The sequence below is a fragment of the Aminobacter sp. MSH1 genome (assembly GCF_003071665.1).
GTDB lineage: Bacteria > Pseudomonadota > Alphaproteobacteria > Rhizobiales > Rhizobiaceae > Aminobacter > Aminobacter niigataensis.
This window is the reverse complement of the sequence record NZ_CP026265.1, coordinates 2,526,379-2,544,909: the sequence shown is the minus strand read 5'-3', so window position 1 is coordinate 2,544,909 and position 18,531 is coordinate 2,526,379. Positions and strand designations below refer to the sequence as shown.

17 protein-coding genes are annotated in these 18,531 nt (G+C 62.9%); 7 read left to right on the top strand and 10 right to left on the bottom strand.

Going from position 1 to position 18,531, the window contains the following annotated elements; genetic code table 11:
• The first annotated feature begins 92 nt into the window (after positions 1–92).
• Both carB and CO731_RS12625 read left to right on the top strand, forming a co-directional pair.
• Positions 93–3,578: a carbamoyl-phosphate synthase large subunit gene (carB, locus tag CO731_RS12630; protein ID WP_108607397.1), complete on the top strand. Its 3,486-nt coding sequence runs from the start codon at positions 93–95 to the stop codon at positions 3,576–3,578.
• Between the two features lie 382 nt (positions 3,579–3,960).
• Entirely contained in the window at positions 3,961–4,335 is a 375-nt protein-coding gene (locus CO731_RS12625; RefSeq protein ID WP_108607396.1) for a hypothetical protein, read from the top strand.
• 296 nt (positions 4,336–4,631) lie between these two features.
• Here CO731_RS12625 and CO731_RS12620 read toward each other — a convergent pair whose 3' ends face one another.
• Positions 4,632–5,141 (bottom strand): GrpB family protein, encoded by a 510-nt coding sequence (locus CO731_RS12620; RefSeq protein WP_108609806.1) that lies wholly within the window; start codon positions 5,139–5,141, stop codon positions 4,632–4,634.
• Positions 5,142–5,467: 326 nt separating this feature from the next.
• Here CO731_RS12620 and CO731_RS12615 point away from each other — a divergent pair, with 326 nt between their 5' ends.
• Entirely contained in the window at positions 5,468–5,833 is a 366-nt protein-coding gene (locus CO731_RS12615; RefSeq protein ID WP_245439763.1) for a hypothetical protein, read from the top strand.
• Positions 5,834–5,852: 19 nt separating this feature from the next.
• On the opposite strand, the gene CO731_RS12610 is transcribed toward CO731_RS12615, so the two are convergent.
• The 5 genes from CO731_RS12610 to CO731_RS29305 all read right to left on the bottom strand — a co-directional run bounded on the left by CO731_RS12610 (position 5,853) and on the right by CO731_RS29305 (position 11,766).
• The gene (locus CO731_RS12610) at positions 5,853–7,004 is read right to left on the bottom strand and encodes a branched-chain amino acid ABC transporter substrate-binding protein (protein ID WP_159091630.1); all 1,152 of its coding nucleotides are present in this window, start codon (positions 7,002–7,004) and stop codon (positions 5,853–5,855) included.
• A gap of 44 nt (positions 7,005–7,048) precedes the next feature.
• A complete protein-coding gene (locus CO731_RS12605; RefSeq protein ID WP_159091629.1) occupies positions 7,049–7,834 on the bottom strand; it encodes a type I restriction enzyme HsdR N-terminal domain-containing protein in 786 nt (261 codons plus the stop codon).
• A gap of 672 nt (positions 7,835–8,506) precedes the next feature.
• The gene (locus CO731_RS12595) at positions 8,507–10,153 is read right to left on the bottom strand and encodes a heme peroxidase family protein (RefSeq protein WP_108607393.1); all 1,647 of its coding nucleotides are present in this window, start codon (positions 10,151–10,153) and stop codon (positions 8,507–8,509) included.
• Positions 10,154–10,260: 107 nt separating this feature from the next.
• Positions 10,261–10,746, bottom strand: a complete 486-nt coding sequence (locus CO731_RS12590) for a GNAT family N-acetyltransferase (protein ID WP_108607392.1) — start codon at positions 10,744–10,746, stop codon at positions 10,261–10,263.
• A gap of 3 nt (positions 10,747–10,749) precedes the next feature.
• On the bottom strand, positions 10,750–11,766 hold the full coding sequence (locus CO731_RS29305; protein ID WP_245439761.1) for a lytic transglycosylase domain-containing protein: 1,017 nt from the start codon (positions 11,764–11,766) through the stop codon (positions 10,750–10,752).
• A gap of 236 nt (positions 11,767–12,002) precedes the next feature.
• On the opposite strand from CO731_RS29305, the gene CO731_RS12580 reads away from it, so the two are divergent.
• The gene (locus CO731_RS12580; protein WP_245439826.1) at positions 12,003–12,527 is read left to right on the top strand and encodes a methylated-DNA--[protein]-cysteine S-methyltransferase; all 525 of its coding nucleotides are present in this window, start codon (positions 12,003–12,005) and stop codon (positions 12,525–12,527) included.
• A 90-nt stretch (positions 12,528–12,617) separates the two neighbouring features.
• On the opposite strand, the gene CO731_RS12575 is transcribed toward CO731_RS12580, so the two are convergent.
• A complete protein-coding gene (locus CO731_RS12575) occupies positions 12,618–12,947 on the bottom strand; it encodes a hypothetical protein (protein ID WP_108607390.1) in 330 nt (109 codons plus the stop codon).
• Between the two features lie 383 nt (positions 12,948–13,330).
• On the opposite strand from CO731_RS12575, the gene CO731_RS12570 reads away from it, so the two are divergent.
• The gene (locus CO731_RS12570) at positions 13,331–13,540 is read left to right on the top strand and encodes a cold-shock protein (protein ID WP_055970634.1); all 210 of its coding nucleotides are present in this window, start codon (positions 13,331–13,333) and stop codon (positions 13,538–13,540) included.
• A gap of 302 nt (positions 13,541–13,842) precedes the next feature.
• On the opposite strand, the gene CO731_RS12565 is transcribed toward CO731_RS12570, so the two are convergent.
• The 3 genes from CO731_RS12565 to CO731_RS12555 form a co-directional block, all read right to left on the bottom strand.
• Entirely contained in the window at positions 13,843–14,454 is a 612-nt protein-coding gene (locus tag CO731_RS12565) for a glutathione S-transferase family protein (RefSeq protein WP_108607389.1), read from the bottom strand.
• A gap of 124 nt (positions 14,455–14,578) precedes the next feature.
• Positions 14,579–15,418 carry an EAL domain-containing protein gene (locus CO731_RS12560; RefSeq protein ID WP_108607388.1) on the bottom strand — a complete coding sequence of 280 codons (840 nt, stop codon included), beginning with the start codon at positions 15,416–15,418 and terminating at the stop codon, positions 14,579–14,581.
• Positions 15,418–16,320, bottom strand: coding sequence for an EAL domain-containing protein (locus CO731_RS12555; RefSeq protein ID WP_108607387.1), 903 nt, complete (start codon positions 16,318–16,320; stop codon positions 15,418–15,420). Before CO731_RS12555 ends, CO731_RS12560 begins: the two co-directional genes overlap by 1 nt.
• A gap of 280 nt (positions 16,321–16,600) precedes the next feature.
• Here CO731_RS12555 and CO731_RS12550 point away from each other — a divergent pair, with 280 nt between their 5' ends.
• Together CO731_RS12550 and CO731_RS12545 are read left to right on the top strand one after the other, a co-directional pair.
• Positions 16,601–17,803 (top strand): pyridoxal phosphate-dependent aminotransferase, encoded by a 1,203-nt coding sequence (locus CO731_RS12550; RefSeq protein WP_108607386.1) that lies wholly within the window; start codon positions 16,601–16,603, stop codon positions 17,801–17,803.
• A gap of 267 nt (positions 17,804–18,070) precedes the next feature.
• Positions 18,071–18,418, top strand: coding sequence for a hypothetical protein (locus CO731_RS12545; RefSeq protein WP_108679437.1), 348 nt, complete (start codon positions 18,071–18,073; stop codon positions 18,416–18,418).
• Positions 18,419–18,531 lie beyond the last annotated feature (113 nt).

Here is an 18,531-nt window from a genome sequence, read left to right as displayed (position 1 = left end):
CGCCTAGCCTGATACTTGAATCTCACTTGCGCACCGGCCCGGGCATTGCCCCGTCCCGGTTCTTCGCGCAGGCCTACTGACGGACGCACGCCATGCCAAGACGCACCGACATCAAGTCCATCCTGATCATTGGTGCCGGTCCTATTGTCATCGGCCAGGCCTGCGAGTTCGACTACTCCGGCACCCAGGCCTGCAAGGCGCTGAAGGAGGAGGGCTACCGCGTCATCCTGGTCAACTCCAACCCGGCCACCATCATGACCGACCCGGAGCTGGCCGACGCCACCTACATCGAGCCGATCACGCCTGAAGTGGTCGCCAAGATCATCGCCAAGGAGCGCCCCGACGCGCTGCTGCCGACCATGGGCGGCCAGACCGCGCTCAACACCGCGCTTTCGCTGCGCCGCATGGGCGTGCTCGAACGCTACAATGTCGAGATGATCGGCGCCGACGCGCACGCCATCGACAAGGCCGAGGACCGCTCGCTGTTCCGCGAGGCCATGGCCAAGATCGGCCTGGAGACGCCGAAGTCGATGCTGGCCAACGCCTCCGACGTCAAGGACGCCGACCGCAAGAAGCACGAGGCCGAGCGCGCCGCCCTCAAGCTCGAGGCCCCGGCCGATCTCGACGCCGCGCTCGACGCGCTCGAAACCCAGTGGAACCTCGGCGAAGGCGACCGCAAGCAGCGCTACATCAACCACGGCATGGCGATCGGCGCCCAGGCGCTCGACCATGTCGGCCTGCCCGCCATCATCCGCCCGTCCTTCACCATGGGCGGCACCGGCGGCGGCATCGCCTTCAACCGCCAGGAATTCTTCGACATCGTCCAGTCCGGCCTCGACGCCTCCCCCACCACCGAAGTCCTCATCGAGGAATCGGTGCTCGGCTGGAAAGAATACGAGATGGAGGTCGTGCGCGACCGCGCCGACAACTGCATCATCATCTGCTCGATCGAAAACATCGACCCGATGGGCGTGCACACCGGCGATTCGATCACCGTAGCCCCCGCGCTGACCTTGACCGACAAGGAATACCAGATCATGCGCAACGCTTCGATCGCGGTGCTGCGCGAGATCGGCGTCGAGACCGGCGGCTCCAACGTCCAGTTCGCCGTCAACCCGGCCGACGGCCGCCTCGTCGTCATCGAGATGAACCCGCGCGTCTCGCGCTCGTCTGCTCTTGCGTCCAAGGCCACCGGCTTCCCGATCGCCAAGATCGCCGCCAAGCTCGCCGTCGGCTACACGCTCGACGAGCTCGAGAACGACATCACCGGCGGCGCGACGCCCGCTTCCTTCGAGCCGTCGATCGACTACGTCGTCACCAAGATCCCGCGCTTCGCCTTCGAAAAGTTCCCCGGCGCCTCGCCGGTGCTCACCACCGCCATGAAGTCAGTCGGCGAGGTCATGGCCATCGGCCGCACCTTCCAGGAATCGCTGCAGAAGGCGCTCCGCGGCCTTGAAACCGGCCTCACCGGCCTCGACGAGATCGAGATCCCCGGCATCGGCACCGACGGCGACGACCGCAACGCCATCCGCGCCGCCCTCGGCACGCCCACCCCCGACCGCCTGCGCATGGTCGCCCAGGCGATCCGCATGGGCACCTCGCTCGAAGACGTGCACGCCATGTGCAAGATCGACCCGTGGTTCCTCGAGCAGATCGCCGGCATCATCGCCATGGAAGCGCGCGTGCGCGAGCATGGCCTGCCCGAGGATGCCGACAACCTGCGCATGCTGAAGTCGATGGGCTTCTCCGACGCCCGCCTCGCCTCGCTAACGAAGAGCGAGCCCGAAGCCGTTCATAAGACTCGCCAAAAGCTCGGCGTCCACCCGGTCTACAAGCGCATCGACACCTGTGCTGCCGAGTTCGCCTCGCCCACCGCCTACATGTATTCGACCTATGAGGTGCCATTCGCCGGCAGCCTCGCCGACGAGGCCCAGGTCTCGTCCGCCAAGAAGGTCGTCATCCTCGGCGGCGGCCCCAACCGCATCGGCCAGGGCATCGAATTCGACTATTGCTGTGTGCACGCCGCCTATGCACTGCGCGAGGCCGGCTACGAATCGATCATGATCAACTGCAACCCCGAGACCGTGTCGACCGACTATGACACCTCCGACCGGCTCTATTTCGAGCCGCTGACGGCGGAAGACGTGCTCGAAATCCTGCGCGTCGAACAGGCCGCCGGCACGCTGCACGGCGTCATCGTCCAGTTCGGCGGCCAGACCCCGCTCAAACTTGCCGACGCGCTCGAAAAGGCCGGCATCCCGATCCTCGGCACCTCGCCCGACATGATCGACCTCGCCGAGGACCGCGACCGCTTCCAGAAGCTTCTCAAGAAGCTCGACCTGACACAGCCCAAGAACGGGATCGCCTACTCCGTCGAGCAGGCCCGCACCGTTGCCGGCGAGCTCGGCTTCCCGCTGGTCGTGCGCCCGTCCTACGTGCTCGGCGGCCGCGCCATGCAGATCATCCACAATGAGGGCATGCTGCAGTCCTACCTGCTCGACACCGTGCCGGGCCTGGTGCCCGAGGACATCAAGCAGAAGTACCCCAACGACAAGACCGGCCAGATCAACACCCTGCTCGGCAAGAACCCGCTTTTGTTCGACACCTATCTCTCGGGCGCCATCGAGGTCGACGTCGACTGCCTCTGCGACGGCAAGGACACCTTCGTCTCCGGCATCATGGAGCACATCGAGGAAGCCGGCATCCACTCGGGCGACAGCGCCTGCTCGCTGCCGGTGCACTCGCTCTCCACCGAACTCGTCGACGAGCTCGAGCGCCAGACCTCGGCCATGGCGCGTGCGCTCAATGTCGGCGGCCTGATGAACGTCCAATATGCCATCAAGGATGGCGTAATCTACGTGCTTGAGGTCAACCCGCGCGCCAGCCGCACCGTGCCCTTCGTCGCCAAGACCGTAGGCAAGCCTATCGCCAAGATCGCCGCCCGCATCATGTCGGGCGAGAGCCTCGACGACGCCTTCGCCCACTACGGCGCCAAGCCCGATGCGCGCAATCCCGGCCACATCGCGGTCAAGGAAGCGGTGTTCCCGTTCGCCCGCTTCCCCGGCGTCGACATCCTGCTCGGGCCGGAGATGAAGTCGACCGGCGAGGTCATGGGCCTCGACCGCGACTATGCGCTCGCCTTCGCCAAGGCCCAGCTCGGCGCCGGCGTCGACCTGCCGCGCTCGGGAACGCTGTTCGTCTCGGTCCGCGACGAGGACAAGGCCGGCATCCTCGGCGCCGTCCAGCGCCTGTCCGGCCTCGGCTTCAAGGTTCTCGCCACCTCCGGCACCGCGCGTTTCCTCGTTGAAAACGGCGTGCCGGCCGAAAAGATCAACAAGGTGCTCGAAGGCCGTCCGCACATCGAGGACGCCATCCGCAACCGCCAGATCCAGATCGTCTTCAACACCACAGATGGCCAGAAGGCGGTGTCGGACTCGAAGTCGATCCGCCGCGCCACCCTGATGCAGAAGGTGCCCTACTACACCACGCTGTCGGGCGCCGCGGCCGTCGCCGAAGCCATCGCCGCGCTCAAGGCCGGCTCGCTCGAGGTGCGTCCGCTGCAGGACTACTTCAAGTAACCGCGCTACACCAAAACTGCTGATCTCCCCCCTTGTGGGGGGTGAGATGCGGTCCGCATGGCGGAAGAAAAGCCAATTGCTTGGCTTTTCTAGCATCGAACGCCGGCAGGCCAGAGGGGGTGCGAAGGATCGCGACCTCCCCCCGCTTTTGCGCTCAGCTCCATCCGCCCCCCGCCGTTCAGCTCGCCGGCACACGCCGGAACAGCCCCAGCAAAGCCACCAGCCGGCCCAGACGCGCGGTTTGAACCGAGCATCAATCCGCAAGCAGAAGCTAAAACAAGACCGCCTTCTTTTCGCGGTACTTCGATATTTCTTCACCTCCACCTTTTCACCCGCATAGATTGCAGATAACTCTTCAAGATCGGGTGGGGAGTATTTGAGAATGAAGCTGAACACTATGCGGCTGGCACTGGCATCGGTGCTGGCGGGACTTCTGGTTGCGGCCGTGCCCGGCGCGGCGATCGCCAAGGACAAGGGTTCGCTGGCCGGCCAGGCAGGCAACAAGCGCTATCCGCTGCAGTTCGGCCAGACGACGGGCCCCTGCAAGAAGGTCTATGACGACTACGTCAAGGCGCCTGGGCATTCTGCCTACGCGCAGACCCACAGGGGCGGCACCGAGGCCTTCTTCTGCGGCCCCGCCTACAACGCGCCGTCGCAGAAGGCCGCCGAAGAACAGGCGCTGGCCAACTGCAACTCGGTCGGCAAGAAATACAAGGTCAAGACCACGGGCAAGTGCGCCATCTACGCCTCGAAGTGAACTGGCGCTTCTCACAGCGCCGATAAGTTCACTGCCCTTGCCCTCCATCACATGGGCCGAATAGCGCGATTAGACCTCCCTCCCCCTTGTGGGGAGGGATTGAGGGTGGGGGTATTCCGCGAGCGCAGCGGATCACCGCGCCTATTTGCGGCATTCGGTAGCAAAAACCACCAGACCTATGATGGCATCGCGACTACCTTGGTTCCGGTGAAAACGGAGCCTCGGACCATCGAAAACCAACAGAAAGGCAGAGCTTTGCAAGAGGCAAGCGCATCTTCTGCTGTCAACCAAAGTCATCAAACGTATCCCAGCGCTATCTCTACTATCCCCTGAACAAACTGGCTTTTTTCTGAGGTGTAACGATCTCCATCATATGGAAACTGTGCAGCAAGCCGCCTCTTCAAGAATGAATACTCCTTCGCAGCATCATCGTGGTGGCGAAGGTATTCGCGAAACACCAACCGGCGTTCATGAGTGCGATTTCCCTCGGGACAAAGATAGACTCGAAGTTGAGGGGCCGAGCTTTTCAACAAGAACGCCCAAACGTCATCGTCGTACCGATTTCCCCGAGGCTCATATCCCGCATTGACCAAGCCCGCGCTGCCACGGGGAATTGCTGACAAACTCGACAATGTGACGTCGATATCAATGATAGGCTTGGCGGGGATGCCTGGAATCGCAGTACTTCCAACGTGGTCAATAGCCACAACGCTGGAGCCGAGCGTTGCTCTTAACACCGCTTCAGCATCGGAAAAGTGCTTCGCCCAATTCGGATCATAAGGAACGAGTTCGACCAAAGTTGGCATCGGCATCATCCTCAGACGCGGAAAGCACAACGCTAACTTATTGATGCCCTACAAGTCACCCGCTGTCCGAACAGGATGACCGCTTGTAGAGATATCCGGACAAAGCCACTGAAGACACGTACTGGGCTCGCAGTTAAACCTGGCAAACGTCTTGATACATCCTTACGGACGCGATTTTCTCAATCAATTCAATTAGATACGTTGCTTTTTGTGATCTTTGCGACCTAGTGCCCCCTATTTGCGTATAGAGGCAGTTGCCACCACGCGCCCACTCTCCCCATCCCACTCCCATCCGGCTACCCTGCCCCAAACGCAGGAATCGCCGCATGCCCATCGCCTATGACCCGTTCGACGACATCCGCCGCGAGGCATCGGGCACAAGCCTGATCCCACCGCAGGTGGTGGCCGACAACGCCGCCAAGGGCCTTGCGCTGAGGAAAAAGTTCGGGCGCGGCGGCACCGAGATCGGCGTCGGCCGCGCCGAGGAACTGGTCGCCCGCGCCGAGCTTTCGCCGCACACCATCAAGCGCATGGTCAGCTACTTCGCCCGCCACGAGGTCGACAAGCGCGGCAAGAACTACGGCAACGAGCAGAACCCCTCAGCCGGCTACGTCGCCTGGCTGCTCTGGGGCGGCGATGAAGGGCGGGCGTGGGCGCTGGAGATGAAGGGGCGGATCGCCGCCGCCCCCTGACGCACAGGCGCTGCAGGAACTACTTCTGCATCACAGGAGAGTAACTGCCGTCAGCCTTCCACACGTACCAGGCGACATCTGGCTCCCGGCGATCGCCCTTGGCATCGAAAGTCAGCGGCCCCAGCACCGTCGGGATCGGCGATCCCGAGCGGACGGCCTTGGCAACGGCCTTCGGGTCACTCTTGCCTGCAATTTCAATGCCCTTCGCTACCACCTGCACGGCGGCATAGGCTTTCAGCGTATAGGCTTCCGGCTCGAAACCTTTCGCCCTGAATCGCGCGACGACGGCTTGCGCATCCGCGTGATCCCGGTCTTCCAGCGAGAACGCAAACATTGTCCCTTCGACGCCTGGACCTGCCGCCTTGGGAAAATCGGCAGAGAAGATGCCATCTCCGGCGATGAACTGGGGCTTGAAACCGGCCTCGCTGGATTGGCGCACAAGCGTTGCCATCTCATCGGCAAGGCCACCGAAGAAGACCACGTCGATTTTTTTTTGCTTCATGCTCGCAATCTGCCGCGACATGTCCTTCTGCCCGATCTTGATCTTGGACATCAGTTTCTCCGGCTGCCCGGCCGCCTTCAGCGCGGCCTTTGCCTTGAAGGCAAGGCCGTCGCCGTATGGAGTACCGTCGCTCAGAATGGCGGCATTCTTGCCGGCAAACGCCCTTGCGATGTACTCCCCGGCCAGACGGCCCTGAACGTCGTCCCTGCCGGCCGTCCGGTGCGTGTTCCAGAGATTCTTGCCCTTGCCGCCGCCGTCGGTGAAGTATGGATTGGTGGACGCCGGAGTGATCATGAAGACGCCCATCTTGGCGTACACTTCCGAAGCAGGGATCGAGGCCCCGGAATTGAAATGGCCGACCACGAACCGCACGCCGGACTTGGCAAGGTTCCTGGCCACCGCTTGCGCGGTCGCACCATCTCCCTTGTCGTCGACGACATCGATTTCGAGCTTTTGACCGCCGACCCCCCCATTGGCGTTGATATCTTCGATCGCCAGTTCCGCTCCTCTATGAATCTGTTCGCCCATCGGGGCGAACAGGCCTGACATTGGGGCAGCAACGGCAATCCTGAGTGCAGCTTTTTCCTCTGCAAAAGCAGAAGACAGGCCGCACAGCAGCAATACCACGAGCGCCAAAAGTGACCGACCCGCGTAGCTAACGTCGTTCATCACCAGCTCCCTATCCATCATATCCGATGCCGGCGAAGTTAATTTCATGATGCGTCAAGGCTTACTGCCTTCGCCGCCTTGCTCTTTGCCCGCTCCAATTTCAGCGCGGCCTTCTTGATCCTGGTCGCCGCCTCCTTGGCCTTGTCGCCCTCGATTGTGTCACGCTTGATCACTTCGTTTTCGACAAGCAGGGCAAGGTTCTCGTGCGCCACCTTGATGTCCGGGAATAGCCGCCGGATCTCCCGTCGAAGTACCGAAATCACGGGTTCGGATCGAAGTATCGTAGACACAGTGAACTTGTTGAAAAGCTGGGCTTGCTGGTGGAACGCATCCATCGCGTCGGTGGTCAGGCCTTCCTTGGCGAACAAGAACAATTGCTGCAGATGGTCCTCATTCTTGGCGTTCAAGTCTGTGAAGGCGATCCGGCAAACCTCCTCATGGCTGATCTGGTTGGCCACGTAGATGCGCACCAGCCGCCATTCGACGGCGTTGGTCAAAATGACCCAGTGAATTCCTTGGTGCGCGCCGTAGTCGATCACTTGCCGCAAGTGATTTTCTGCCAAGCTGCTGCCAGCTGACTTGACCTCGATCAGCAGGCGAAGCTGCCCTCCGATCCTGATAGCAAGATCGCAGAATGTCGCCTTGATCTGATGTTCGGCAGTCAGGTCATCATACTTATCGTAGCCGAAAACATCGGCCAGTATGTCTTTCACCAATGTGACAGTGTCAGCTTCCGCCACATCGGCCTTCTGCTGGGCCAAGGCTATCCGCTGATATTTCTTCAAACCCGGCGCAACCCGGTCGACAAATTTCTTAGGTAATTTGTTCAACGTCTCGCCCTCCCTCTCCCCGGGAAATATTTGATGGTGAATTTACTTGGAAGACAAGCATAAATTGCAAAAAGACCGAGCTCTAGCATCTGCAACCAGTGGAGTATTTCTCCATGTACCCAATCAAATCGACAATGCGCTGCTCGTCATCCTAGGGCGGAGCAGGAGCGAAGCGACGTGCGGAAACCCTGAGCTCCATGAGGCCTGACTGTCACCATCTGTCAGCAATCCGCCTGGATAGACCCACCCCGTTTTTCCACGCCCTGAAAACCTCCCGTACAATCATCGCCAGTTCCTCCCGCGGGAACGCCGGTCGCGACGGTGATCTGCGGGGAGGAACCGGCGCCTCCGATCATGGGCTAACGTGGCTCATGGTCCGGGGAGGTTCCGTCCAAGGGTTCCCCCTCGGGCACTACGGCCCGGGTGCGCTGGACGATGCGCTAGTGGGGGCATGGGCGAAAATGCCCGATGCCCCGGAAGCGGAACGGACGGGAACGGAAATCGCCGGCGGTGCGCGGGTTCGCGCCACCATTTAGCATTCGGCAGGCACGGCCCCGCGCCCCGCTTCCCGGACTTTCACCACAATGGCCAGACCGGCAACGGGGCGTGGCAATGGAGGAGTGCGCGATGTTGAAAGTTCTTTCGCGCCTCCCTTTGAGCAGGCAGGCTCCCTCAATCGCCCACCGGGTTCAGGCTCTTGTCCGGGTCGGCGGGGCTCTCCCAGGCAGCGACGAACTTCAGCAGATCGGCCATGAAGAACGTGCCGGGCACATCAGCCGGCAGATGCGGCGTCCATGCGGGATCGGAGAGATAGGAGCCCGCGTCGCCCTGGACGAGGCCGATGAACACCTCGGCGACGATGCGGCCGCCCACCGGGCCGAGCCGCCTGCCCGCGCCGCGCAGCTCGGCTTCCTTGAGGATATAGTACCAGAGCGGCGTCTTGACGTCGAAGCCGAGCGACTTCGCCACCGCGCCGTCCGCTCCGGTGGCGATCTCGGCCGGCGAGATCGGGTCGAAGGCGATCTTCCGGCGCATCAGCGCGGCCACGGCCTGGCCCGACGGCAGCCCGATCTGCACGCCGCGCCTGAGGTTGCGGAAGGCAAGGCTTGCCTTGGCCGAGCCGGACTCCGCCCCGGGCAGCCGGTGCAGCTCGCCGGCCAGCAGCGGGTCGAGCCGGCGCGAATGGTTGAACTCGGCCTTGATGGCGTCGGGCGCCGGCAGCTCGAAATAGCGCCGCCAGTCGATCACCCAGTTGCTCGGGAACGTGCCCTGCCCTGGCGTGCCGCTGTCGAGCCCGCCCGACAGGTTGGTGAAGCGGAAGAAGAAATTGAAGGTGCCTTCGGCCAGATGCGGGTCGGGCGAGCGGAAGATGCGGTTGTGGTTGTAGCGCGGCCTGACCATCGAATGGCCGAGCCGGTAGACGGCGCCGGAAAACTCCCACGGCATGAACGGCTTGGTCTTGAAACGGTAGAACTTGCGCCCCTCATGCAGGATCCGGGCGACGATGCCCGTCTCGGTCAGCCGCTCGACCCAGTCGTGCAGCACCATCCACTGATAGTGCCAGCGCACCGTCCGCGCCGCCTCGGCAAACAGCCTGTCGTCCGGCACCGTGCCCTTGAGGTGGTCGACCACGGCATTGTGGAATTTCAGGAAGGCGAGATGGATCTGCGCGACGATCAGGTTCTCGTCGTTGCGGTGGTCGCCGATCAGCGCCACGCCCTGCGCGTTGCGCGGCAGGTCGTTGGGCATCTCGGGCACCTGGCTGCCGGGCCGGTCGGGGTTCTCGACCGATACTTCGGCAGCGCCGAGCAGCAGCTTCGGCGTGTCGACCACCTGGCCGTCGGCATTTGGCCCCCGCGCAAACAGGAAGCGGTGCGGCCCGGGCCCGGCGCCATAGACACAGTCGAGGTCGAGCCCCGGTGTGCGGAAATTGCGCGTCATCTCCGGATCCGCCATCGCCTCGCTCAGCGGCGTCAGGTCCAGCGTGATGTCGTGGTCGACGAACTGGCCGAGATAGGTGAAGCCGGCGGGAATGTCGGGATTGTCGCGCCCCGCCTGGGCGGGATCGCCAGGGGCGAGGTCCGGCTCCACCATGGCGTTGGCGAGTGCGAGCAGGTCATCGTCCGTGGCCGTCAGCCCCTGGCCGCGCAGTTCGCCGAACATGAAGTCGAAGAAAGCCTCGCCCTGCGCGCCGCCGACGGCCAGCGGCGACACTGCGGCCGGCGCCGCTTGCGCCGCGTCAATGACCGCGCCCTCCGCCAAGATCTGCCGGCTGACGAAGCCGTGCCTGCTACGCTCCCTGAGATTCGGCCCGGCCATGAAAGTGCCTCCCCTGACTGGCGTGAAGGGGAACAGCGTAATGCCGATCGCGAATTATCGCAATCTAGAATAGCATATATCAATTGATGTATACTAATGGTTGTACATTACTCTCCCGACCAGTCGACCTCGGTCATGCCGAGCCGGAGATAGAGCCGATAGGCGGCGGCGTTGCCGAAGCGGTTGGTCTTGAGGTCGACATGGCCGGTCCCGCGCGCCGCGAAGGCCGCAAACACCTGCCGCATCAGCGCCTCGGCAATGCCCTTGCCGCGAAAGTCGGGGTGCACGGCAAGGTCCTTGACGAAGCCGCCGTTCCAGCATTGCGCAGCGCCGGCCAGCCGCCCGCTGCTGTCGTGGACGAGGAAGCACAGGCCGGGATCGAACTCGGCGTCATCGGCGAGCCTGGGCCACCAGACGTCGAACGGGCCGTTCAAGCCGTCGTCGAAGGCAAGCTCGAGCAGATCGTGCAAAGCCCGGGCATCGGATGCCTGGAACGTCCGCATCGCAAAACCGTCGGGCCATTGCGGGGTATACGGTTCGCCGCCCAGCACCTTGCGCAGGCGAACGTCGTTGTCACCTTGCGGCGAAGGCATGTGTCAGCCGCGGTGGCGCGCGCGGTCGCGGCCGAGCCCGGTCTCGTCGAGCAGGCCCTTGCGCTTGGCGTGGTAATAATAGCCGCTCTGGTAGAGCTTGTCGGCCTGGTCCTCATTGCCGTCGGCCACCATGAAGGCGCCGCGCAGGTATTTGACGGCGAATTTCAGGTTGGTCTCCGCGTCGAGCAGGCCGTTGGCCGGGCCGTCATAGCCCATGCCGCGCGCCGTCGCGTGCTTGATCTGCATCAGCCCCCAGTGACCCCTGTTATAGGCCAGCGGATTGAAGGTGCTCTCGCGGTTGACGACACGCCGCACCAGCTTCTCCGGCACCTCGTAAAGGGCCGCGTATTTCGAGATCAGTTCATCGATCTTGCCGCGCGAGGCCAGCGCCGGGCTATCGGGCGCGGCATAGGACGAGGTGGCGAAGCTTTCGGGCGCGACAGTGCCGAGCGACGCCACTTGGTAGCTCTTTGGCACCGGTGCCTTGGCCGGCAGGGCGTAGTCGGCAAGCGTCGGCGCCGGCGGGAACGCGCCGGAGAGCTTGGGGTCGCTGGCGGCGGCAACGATATCGCCACCGGCCATCGGCGCCGTCATCGGGTCGACCGGAGCCTTGGCGGCAGCAACGACGGGCGCATTGGCGGCGGCAGGTGCCGGTGCAGTGGTGGCCGGTGTCTTGGCGGCTTCAGATGCAGTTGCGACTGCGACGCTACCAGCCGCCGGGGCGGTCGCGGCAGCGGCAACGGTGACATCCGATGCATCGGGCTCGATCGCTGCAGCTGCAAGCACGGCCGTTGCCGGCGACGCTTCGACCGCGGCAAACGACGTCGGCACCACGGCAACCGTCTCAGGCAGCGCGAGATCGGCACCGGCCGATGGGGCAAGGCTCGTATCGGCGCTCAAGGCAACGTCCGCGCCTGTCGAAAGGTCTGTGGAGAGCGCCGCTGTGTTTGTCTGGCAGCCCGACAGCAGAGCCGTCGCCAATGCCGCCGAGATCAGCAGATGGGTCTTTATCGCCGGCAAATGCACACTCTGGTTAATGATTTCGTCCCGCCCGAACCTCCTTACATGAAGGCCCCGGCCCGGGCAATCCACAGGCGAATGCGGTTTTCGGGTGGCATAGGGCCGCAGATCATGCAAAAATGTTCCCGATATGTACCGATTTGGCGGCGAATGCTTCGACGAAAGGAACTGATGTGGACAGCGCCATTTCCTTGCCCTTGCCCGGTCATGCGGTGTTCGAAACAGCGCTCGGCTTCATGGCGCTCGCCTGGAGCGATGCCGGCCTGACCCGCGTCTGCCTGCCCGAGAAGACCCATGCGGCAGCCGAACGGCGCTTGTTGCGCCTGGCCGGCACGGACGCAGCAACCCTCGACACTGACCGAATTGCTCCGGCATGGATTGCTGCTCTCGTCGCCGACATCAGGCGCTATGCCGAAGGCACCGATGTCGATTTCTCCGACGTGCCGGTCGACCTCGCCGGCGTCGACGATTTTCGCAAGGATATCTATGCCGCAGCCAGAAATCTCCACCACGGCGAAACCACCACCTATGGCGGACTGGCGGAGCAGGCCGGGCACAAGGGCCTGTTTCGCGAAACCGGCGCAGCACTCGGCAGCAATCCGATCCCCCTGGTCATTCCGTGCCACCGCATCCTGGCGGCCGGCGGCAAGATAGGCGGCTTCTCGGCAACCGGCGGCTCGGTGATGAAGGAAAAAATGCTGGTGCTGGAAGGCGTCCACGTCGGCCCGCCGCCGGTCGCCCAGGCATCGTTCGGCTTCTAAGATCGCAAACAGGGTCATGCATATGCACGGTAGCGCGCCCATCCCGGTCGGAGCGGAATGGGCAAGGCTACCTCGGCACGGAGCCGGCGCTCAATTGTGCGGGAACAGCCGGCGCTTGAAGAAGAATCGATCGCGCTCAATCTGCTTGCAATTGTAGACCGGGCACGATCTCGCATCGGCGGTTGGCACATAGGCCCGCCGCGCCTCCTGGCCCGACGGGCAGAAGCGGTCGTTCCTGACATAGCGGTCGTAGCGCGGCACACCCGAGGTTGGCGACGTCCAGCGCAGGATCGCCACGCCTTCGCCGCGCACGGCGCCCTGCACCTGGGCGCAGCTCATGCTGGTCGAAATATAGCGCGAGACGGCCTGGGCCTCGGCCGCGACCAGGGTCAGGCAAGCAGCAAGCAGAATGATTTTCATGACAGTTCTCCGAAGACTTCGGCAGCGGCACTCACGCATCAACCCGATGACGGGAATCGGATTTCAGGTTGATGCTGCGATACAAGGGGCTGCAGCGTGGCTTGCGCATTCTCCAATCCACGACGCTGTAACGCCAAGCAATATAACACTTTTCGCCCGCCATGGTTGCATGACTATTGATGCCGCTTTCGAGCATCCCGCAACAGGAAGGGCTTGCGTTGAACGACAATTGCCCGTATATCGCTCCCGTTGATATTTCGGCCGACAGATCCGTGCCCCGCGACACACTCGCGTTTGCAGACGTCTATCTCCAAAATTTCGATATCACGGGTCGGGCACATAGCTTGATCAAGACCAAACTGCAGACGACAAGGATTATCGCAATGGCAACTGGCACCGTTAAGTGGTTCAACGCAACCAAGGGCTTCGGCTTCATTCAGCCCGACGCAGGTGGCGCGGACGTATTCGTCCACATCTCCGCTGTCGAGCGTTCGGGCATGGGCTCGCTGGCCGATGGCCAGAAGATCAGCTTCGAGATCGAGCAGGACCGTCGTACGGGCCGTTCGTCTGCCGGAGCTCTCAAGGCAGTCTGATTTAAGGCGCGCGGGAGCGAAAGCTCCGATTGCGTAGCAAGTCACGGATGTACTGGCGGCAGCGCGACAAGCGCGCCGGACCCAAAACCCGAAGGACGATGCGGCAGATTGCCGTGAGCCACGGGCCAAAGGATCCAGGATCAGCTGCTGACAGCGGAAGGCGGGGTTACACCCCGCCTTTTTGTTTTTTGACGGACGGCAAGAACTGCGGATCGACTGAGAACCTGCCTCGCCGTACTCACGAAAAGGCCCGGAGATCATACCGATCTCCGGGCCTTCTTATTTTGTAGCACCAAGCCTAGTCAGGGCAGCCAGCCGATCGGCACGTGGCCAGGGTCGGCCCGGACGCGATCAAGCCAGGCGCTCACCGCCGGGAAGTTCGCCAGTTCAAAGCCGCCCGTGCCAGCATCATGCGTGTAGGCGTAGAGCGCGATGTCGGCGACGCTCATCGCATTGCCCGCCAGGAACGGCGTCTTGGCCAGTTGGACTTCCATCACGCCGAGCGCCTTGTTGCCGCTCTCCAGCAAAGACGCCAGGCGTTCCGGCGTCGCCTGCGCCGCACGCTCGGGATAAACGTACAGCGAGCGCCGCACCGCGACATAGGGCTCATGGCTGTATTGTTCGAAAAACAGCCATTGGTAGACGAGCGCCCGCTCATAGGCATTGGCCGGCAACAGCCGGGTGCCCTCGGCCAGATGCAGCAGGATGGCATTCGATTCGGCAAGAAAGCGGCCGTCGTCGAGCTCGAGCAGCGGCACCTTGCCATTGGCATTCTTGGCGAGGTAGCCGGGCGAACGCGTCGTCCCGTCACGCGAACTGGTTTCGACATGGGTGAAAGGCCGCCCAAGCTTTGCCATGAGCAGGCGTGGCTTGTAGCAATTGCCGCTGTCGGTCATTCCGTAGATCGTGGTCATTGCGCTGGCCCTTGTTCGACCGCGATTATCACCGCGCGGAAACGTCAGACCAGCGATTTGTTCTGCTGCGAAACATCAGCATTTGTGATGCTTCGCCAGGCATCAGCCGAACAGCGGCCAGGTGTCAGCCAAACAATGGAACAACGACACATTCGCCGCGGCGATATTGCGACGCCTCGCGCGGTCCGTCGGCAAAGACGCTGCCGACCAGCATTGCCGGCTCGAGCAGGTCGCCCTGGAACAGCTCGACGCCGGCACCAAGGGCTATTTCAAGACGGCTTTCGCTGTCGATGCCCTCGACCAACACCGCTGCCCCTTGCGCCTTGAACTCCGAGACCACGGGCCGCAACAGCCGGCCGGTAGCGGCGTCGGCGCAGAAACGCTCGAACGACACCCGATCGAGCCTGACGATGTCGGCATTCACCCGACAGGCTGCATGCGCATCCGGCTGCTCTACCCCACGATGAGCAAGCGCGACACGCAGGCCCAGTTCACGCAAGGCGTCGGCAAGGCGCTCGTCGACCCCATCGATTTCGCATACCAGCTGCGACACATCGAAACCTTCGTCCTCAAGGACCCGCACCATGAAGCGCAGGTCGTCCATGGCTTCGCTGCCACCGCTTCCATTGTGACGGAACAGCAACGAAACGCCTTCGACGCCGATATTGTGGACATTGGCGAGCGGCAGGACCTCGATCATGCGCCCGACGATCGCGCGATCTTCGGCAGCCACTTCAGCGAGGAATTCGAGCATCGGGACCGGCTGGCCCTGCAGGTAGGGCACGACATGCGCATCGGCGGTCACCGGCGTCAGCCGGCCCTGCTCATGCCTGAAGATCGGCTGCATGGCGCAGCGCAGGCGGAAATCGCCATGGATGCCGTACTCCAGCCCAACCTCGTCGGCGACGATCTTGGCAGCAAGATCCGCCGGCAGTGCGCCAAAGCCGAAAAACCCGTCACTCATCACGATGTCCTTTTGCCGAAATTTCGGCCTGTTCTCGGCGCGCTGCCTGCCAGCGGGCCAGCGTCTCCGGCCACGGCCGGGGACCCCTGTTGCTTGCCGGCGGCTTCGGGTGCTGCCGGCTCGAAATGCGAAAAATCCGCCGGCACGATCTCCGGCATTGCCAGCACGAACCCCTGCACCATCGAGGCGCCGGAGCGCTCGGCCAGTTGCAGTTGCCAGCTCTCCTCGAGCCCCTCGAAGACGGTGCGAATCCCCTTCTCTTCGAAGTTCGCCACCATTTCCTTGAGCAGGGCGAAGCCTGCACCGGACTCCATGAGGCGGCTGATCCAGTGGGCATCGAACTTGACGATGTCGGGCTTGATGTCGCGGATCCGCTTGATGTCGGATTCGGCCGAGCCGAAATCATCCACGGCGATGCGCAAGCCGTTTGCCTTGAGGGCCCGGACGAAATCGAACAGCGCCTCTTCCGAGGCCGGCTTCTCGGTCACTTCGCAGACGATGCGGCGTGGATCGATGCCGGTCTCGTTGAGAACCTGGCGCATGTCGCGCAGCGCGTGTTCCGAAATCGAGCGGTCGAGAAACACCGACGGATCGAAATTGATGAAGATCGACGCAGCCTTGGGCACGAACGTCGCGGCGTTGAGCAAATGCAGCGTCCGTGTCAGGGTCTCGACCTGCAGTCGCTCTGCACTGTCCACGACGGCGAAGAACATGCCCGGGGGCACCGCGTCCGCTCCACGAAACGGCCTGATCAGCCCTTCGAAGGCCGTGACCAGCAAACGGCCCGACTGAAAGGCGAAAATCGGCTGAAACGCGCTGTGCAGGGCGTGCACGCCCCAGACTCCGGTCGCAGAACCGTCGTCGTGCCGGATGATATGGGCGAGCCCGATGCTCTTCGACACGGTCCGTCCTATTTCCGGAATGCTGGCGAAATTGCTCCGCCAAAATCTCATCGAAGATTTGATCGCCGGTTAACGGAATGTCTCAAACTTGACCCACGTGCGGCAGCCGCCTGCTTATGCACAGCTTCACCAGGTCTCTGGCCCAGCACATCCGGCACGCCAAGGCGTCAATATGCTTGCGATTCCTTGCGTCATGCGACATTACAGCGCCGCGCGTTCCGTTGGACGCGCAAAAGCGGTCGCGCGACCGCGTGTTTTTCCGAACCGGAGACCTGAAGTCATGGCCTTTCTTGCCGATGCCCTTTCCCGCGTTAAGCCTTCCGCGACCATCGCGGTCACGCAGAAAGCGCGCGAGCTGAAAAATGCCGGCCGCGACGTCATCGGCCTGGGCGCAGGCGAGCCTGACTTCGACACGCCGGACAATATCAAGAATGCGGCGATCGAAGCCATTCGCCGCGGCGAGACCAAGTATCCGCCGGTTTCCGGCATTGCGCCCCTGCGCGAAGCCATCGCCAAGAAGTTCAAGCGCGAGAACAATCTAGACTACAAGCCGGAGCAGACCATCGTCGGCACCGGCGGCAAGCAGATCCTGTTCAACGCCTTCATGGCAACGCTGAACCCCGGCGACGAGGTCATCATCCCCCGGCCCTACTGGGTCAGCTACCCCGAGATGGTGGCGATTTGCGGCGGCACGCCGACCTATGCCGAGACCAGCATCGACAACGGCTTCAAGCTGACGGCAGATGCGCTGGCAAAGGCGATCACGCCGAAGTCGAAGTGGCTGGTCATGAACTCGCCGTCCAACCCCTCGGGCGCCGCCTATAGCGAGGCCGAGCTGCGCGCCATCGCCGATGTGCTGCTCAAGCATCCGCATGTCTGGGTGCTGACCGACGACATGTACGAGCACCTGACCTATGGCGACTTCGTCTTCAAGACCATCGCCGAGGTCGAGCCGAAACTCTACGACCGCACGCTGACCATGAACGGCGTGTCGAAGGCCTATGCCATGACCGGCTGGCGCATCGGCTACGCCGCCGGTCCGATCCAGCTGATCAAGGCGATGGACATGATCCAGGGCCAGCAGACCTCGGGTGCCTGCACCATCGCCCAGTGGGCTTCGGTCGAGGCACTCAACGGCCCGCAGGACTTCATCGCCAAGAACAAGGCGATCTTCCAGGCCCGCCGCGACCTCGTCGTGTCGATGCTCAACCAGGCGCGCGGCATCTCTTGCCCGTCGCCAGAAGGCGCCTTCTACGTCTATCCGTCCTGCGCCGGGCTGATCGGCAAGAAGACGCAAGGCGGCACGGTCATCACCGACGATGCGGTCTTCACCTCGGAGCTGCTCGAGGCCGAAGGCGTGGCAGTGGTCCAGGGTTCGGCATTCGGCCTCGGTCCGAATTTCCGCATCTCCTACGCCACCTCGGAGAAGATTCTCGAAGAGGCCTGCACGCGCATCCAGCGCTTTACCGCCTCTCTCGTCTGAGCTCACATATCTGACTGTTGGAAAAACCCGGCTCCGGCCGGGTTTTTCTTTGCCGGCTGTGCGAATCGACCGAAACTGTCATGGGGTTGCCGGCAGGAATCTTCGATTCTCATACGCTGTTATACATTTGCATATTGCCGTGCCGGCCCGAACTCTGTTAATCTAAAGTAACTATATCCGCCGTAGCAGGCGGAGGTATGCAGAGGCGTCCAGAGGCAGCAATTGTATCAGCATAGACAGCAGCAGCAGGGGCGAAGGAGCAGAAGTTTGCTCGCGCACTTGTTCTTGCTGCTGCTACCGGTTTTTGCTGCCCTCACGGCCTCGGTTGCATCGAGTCACGCGCATTTCAGCAATCAAGACGAAAGCCCTCAGCTTTCCGCCGGCGACGCGCCCTACACGGAACCCGCAGATCCTTTCGCGCTTCCGATGTGGAGCGATTCATGCGTCACGCTGGCTGAGGGCAATTGCGACCTCGCGGATGACAGCGGCTTGCTTCGGGCTGCTCACGGCCTGCCGATCGCGGCCATCGACAGCGCCGCATCGCCGGCCGGCTCGCCTTTCAATTTCCTGCGCGCGCGAACGAGCGCACCCCGCGCACCGCCAGCCCAGGCCTGACGGCGCAACGCGCCCCACCTGCGCCGCATGACCGGTCAACTCGCGACACATTCATAGGCTCGTCGCACACCGGTCGTCCTCCCACGGGACTACACGTCCCGACAAGTCTCAGG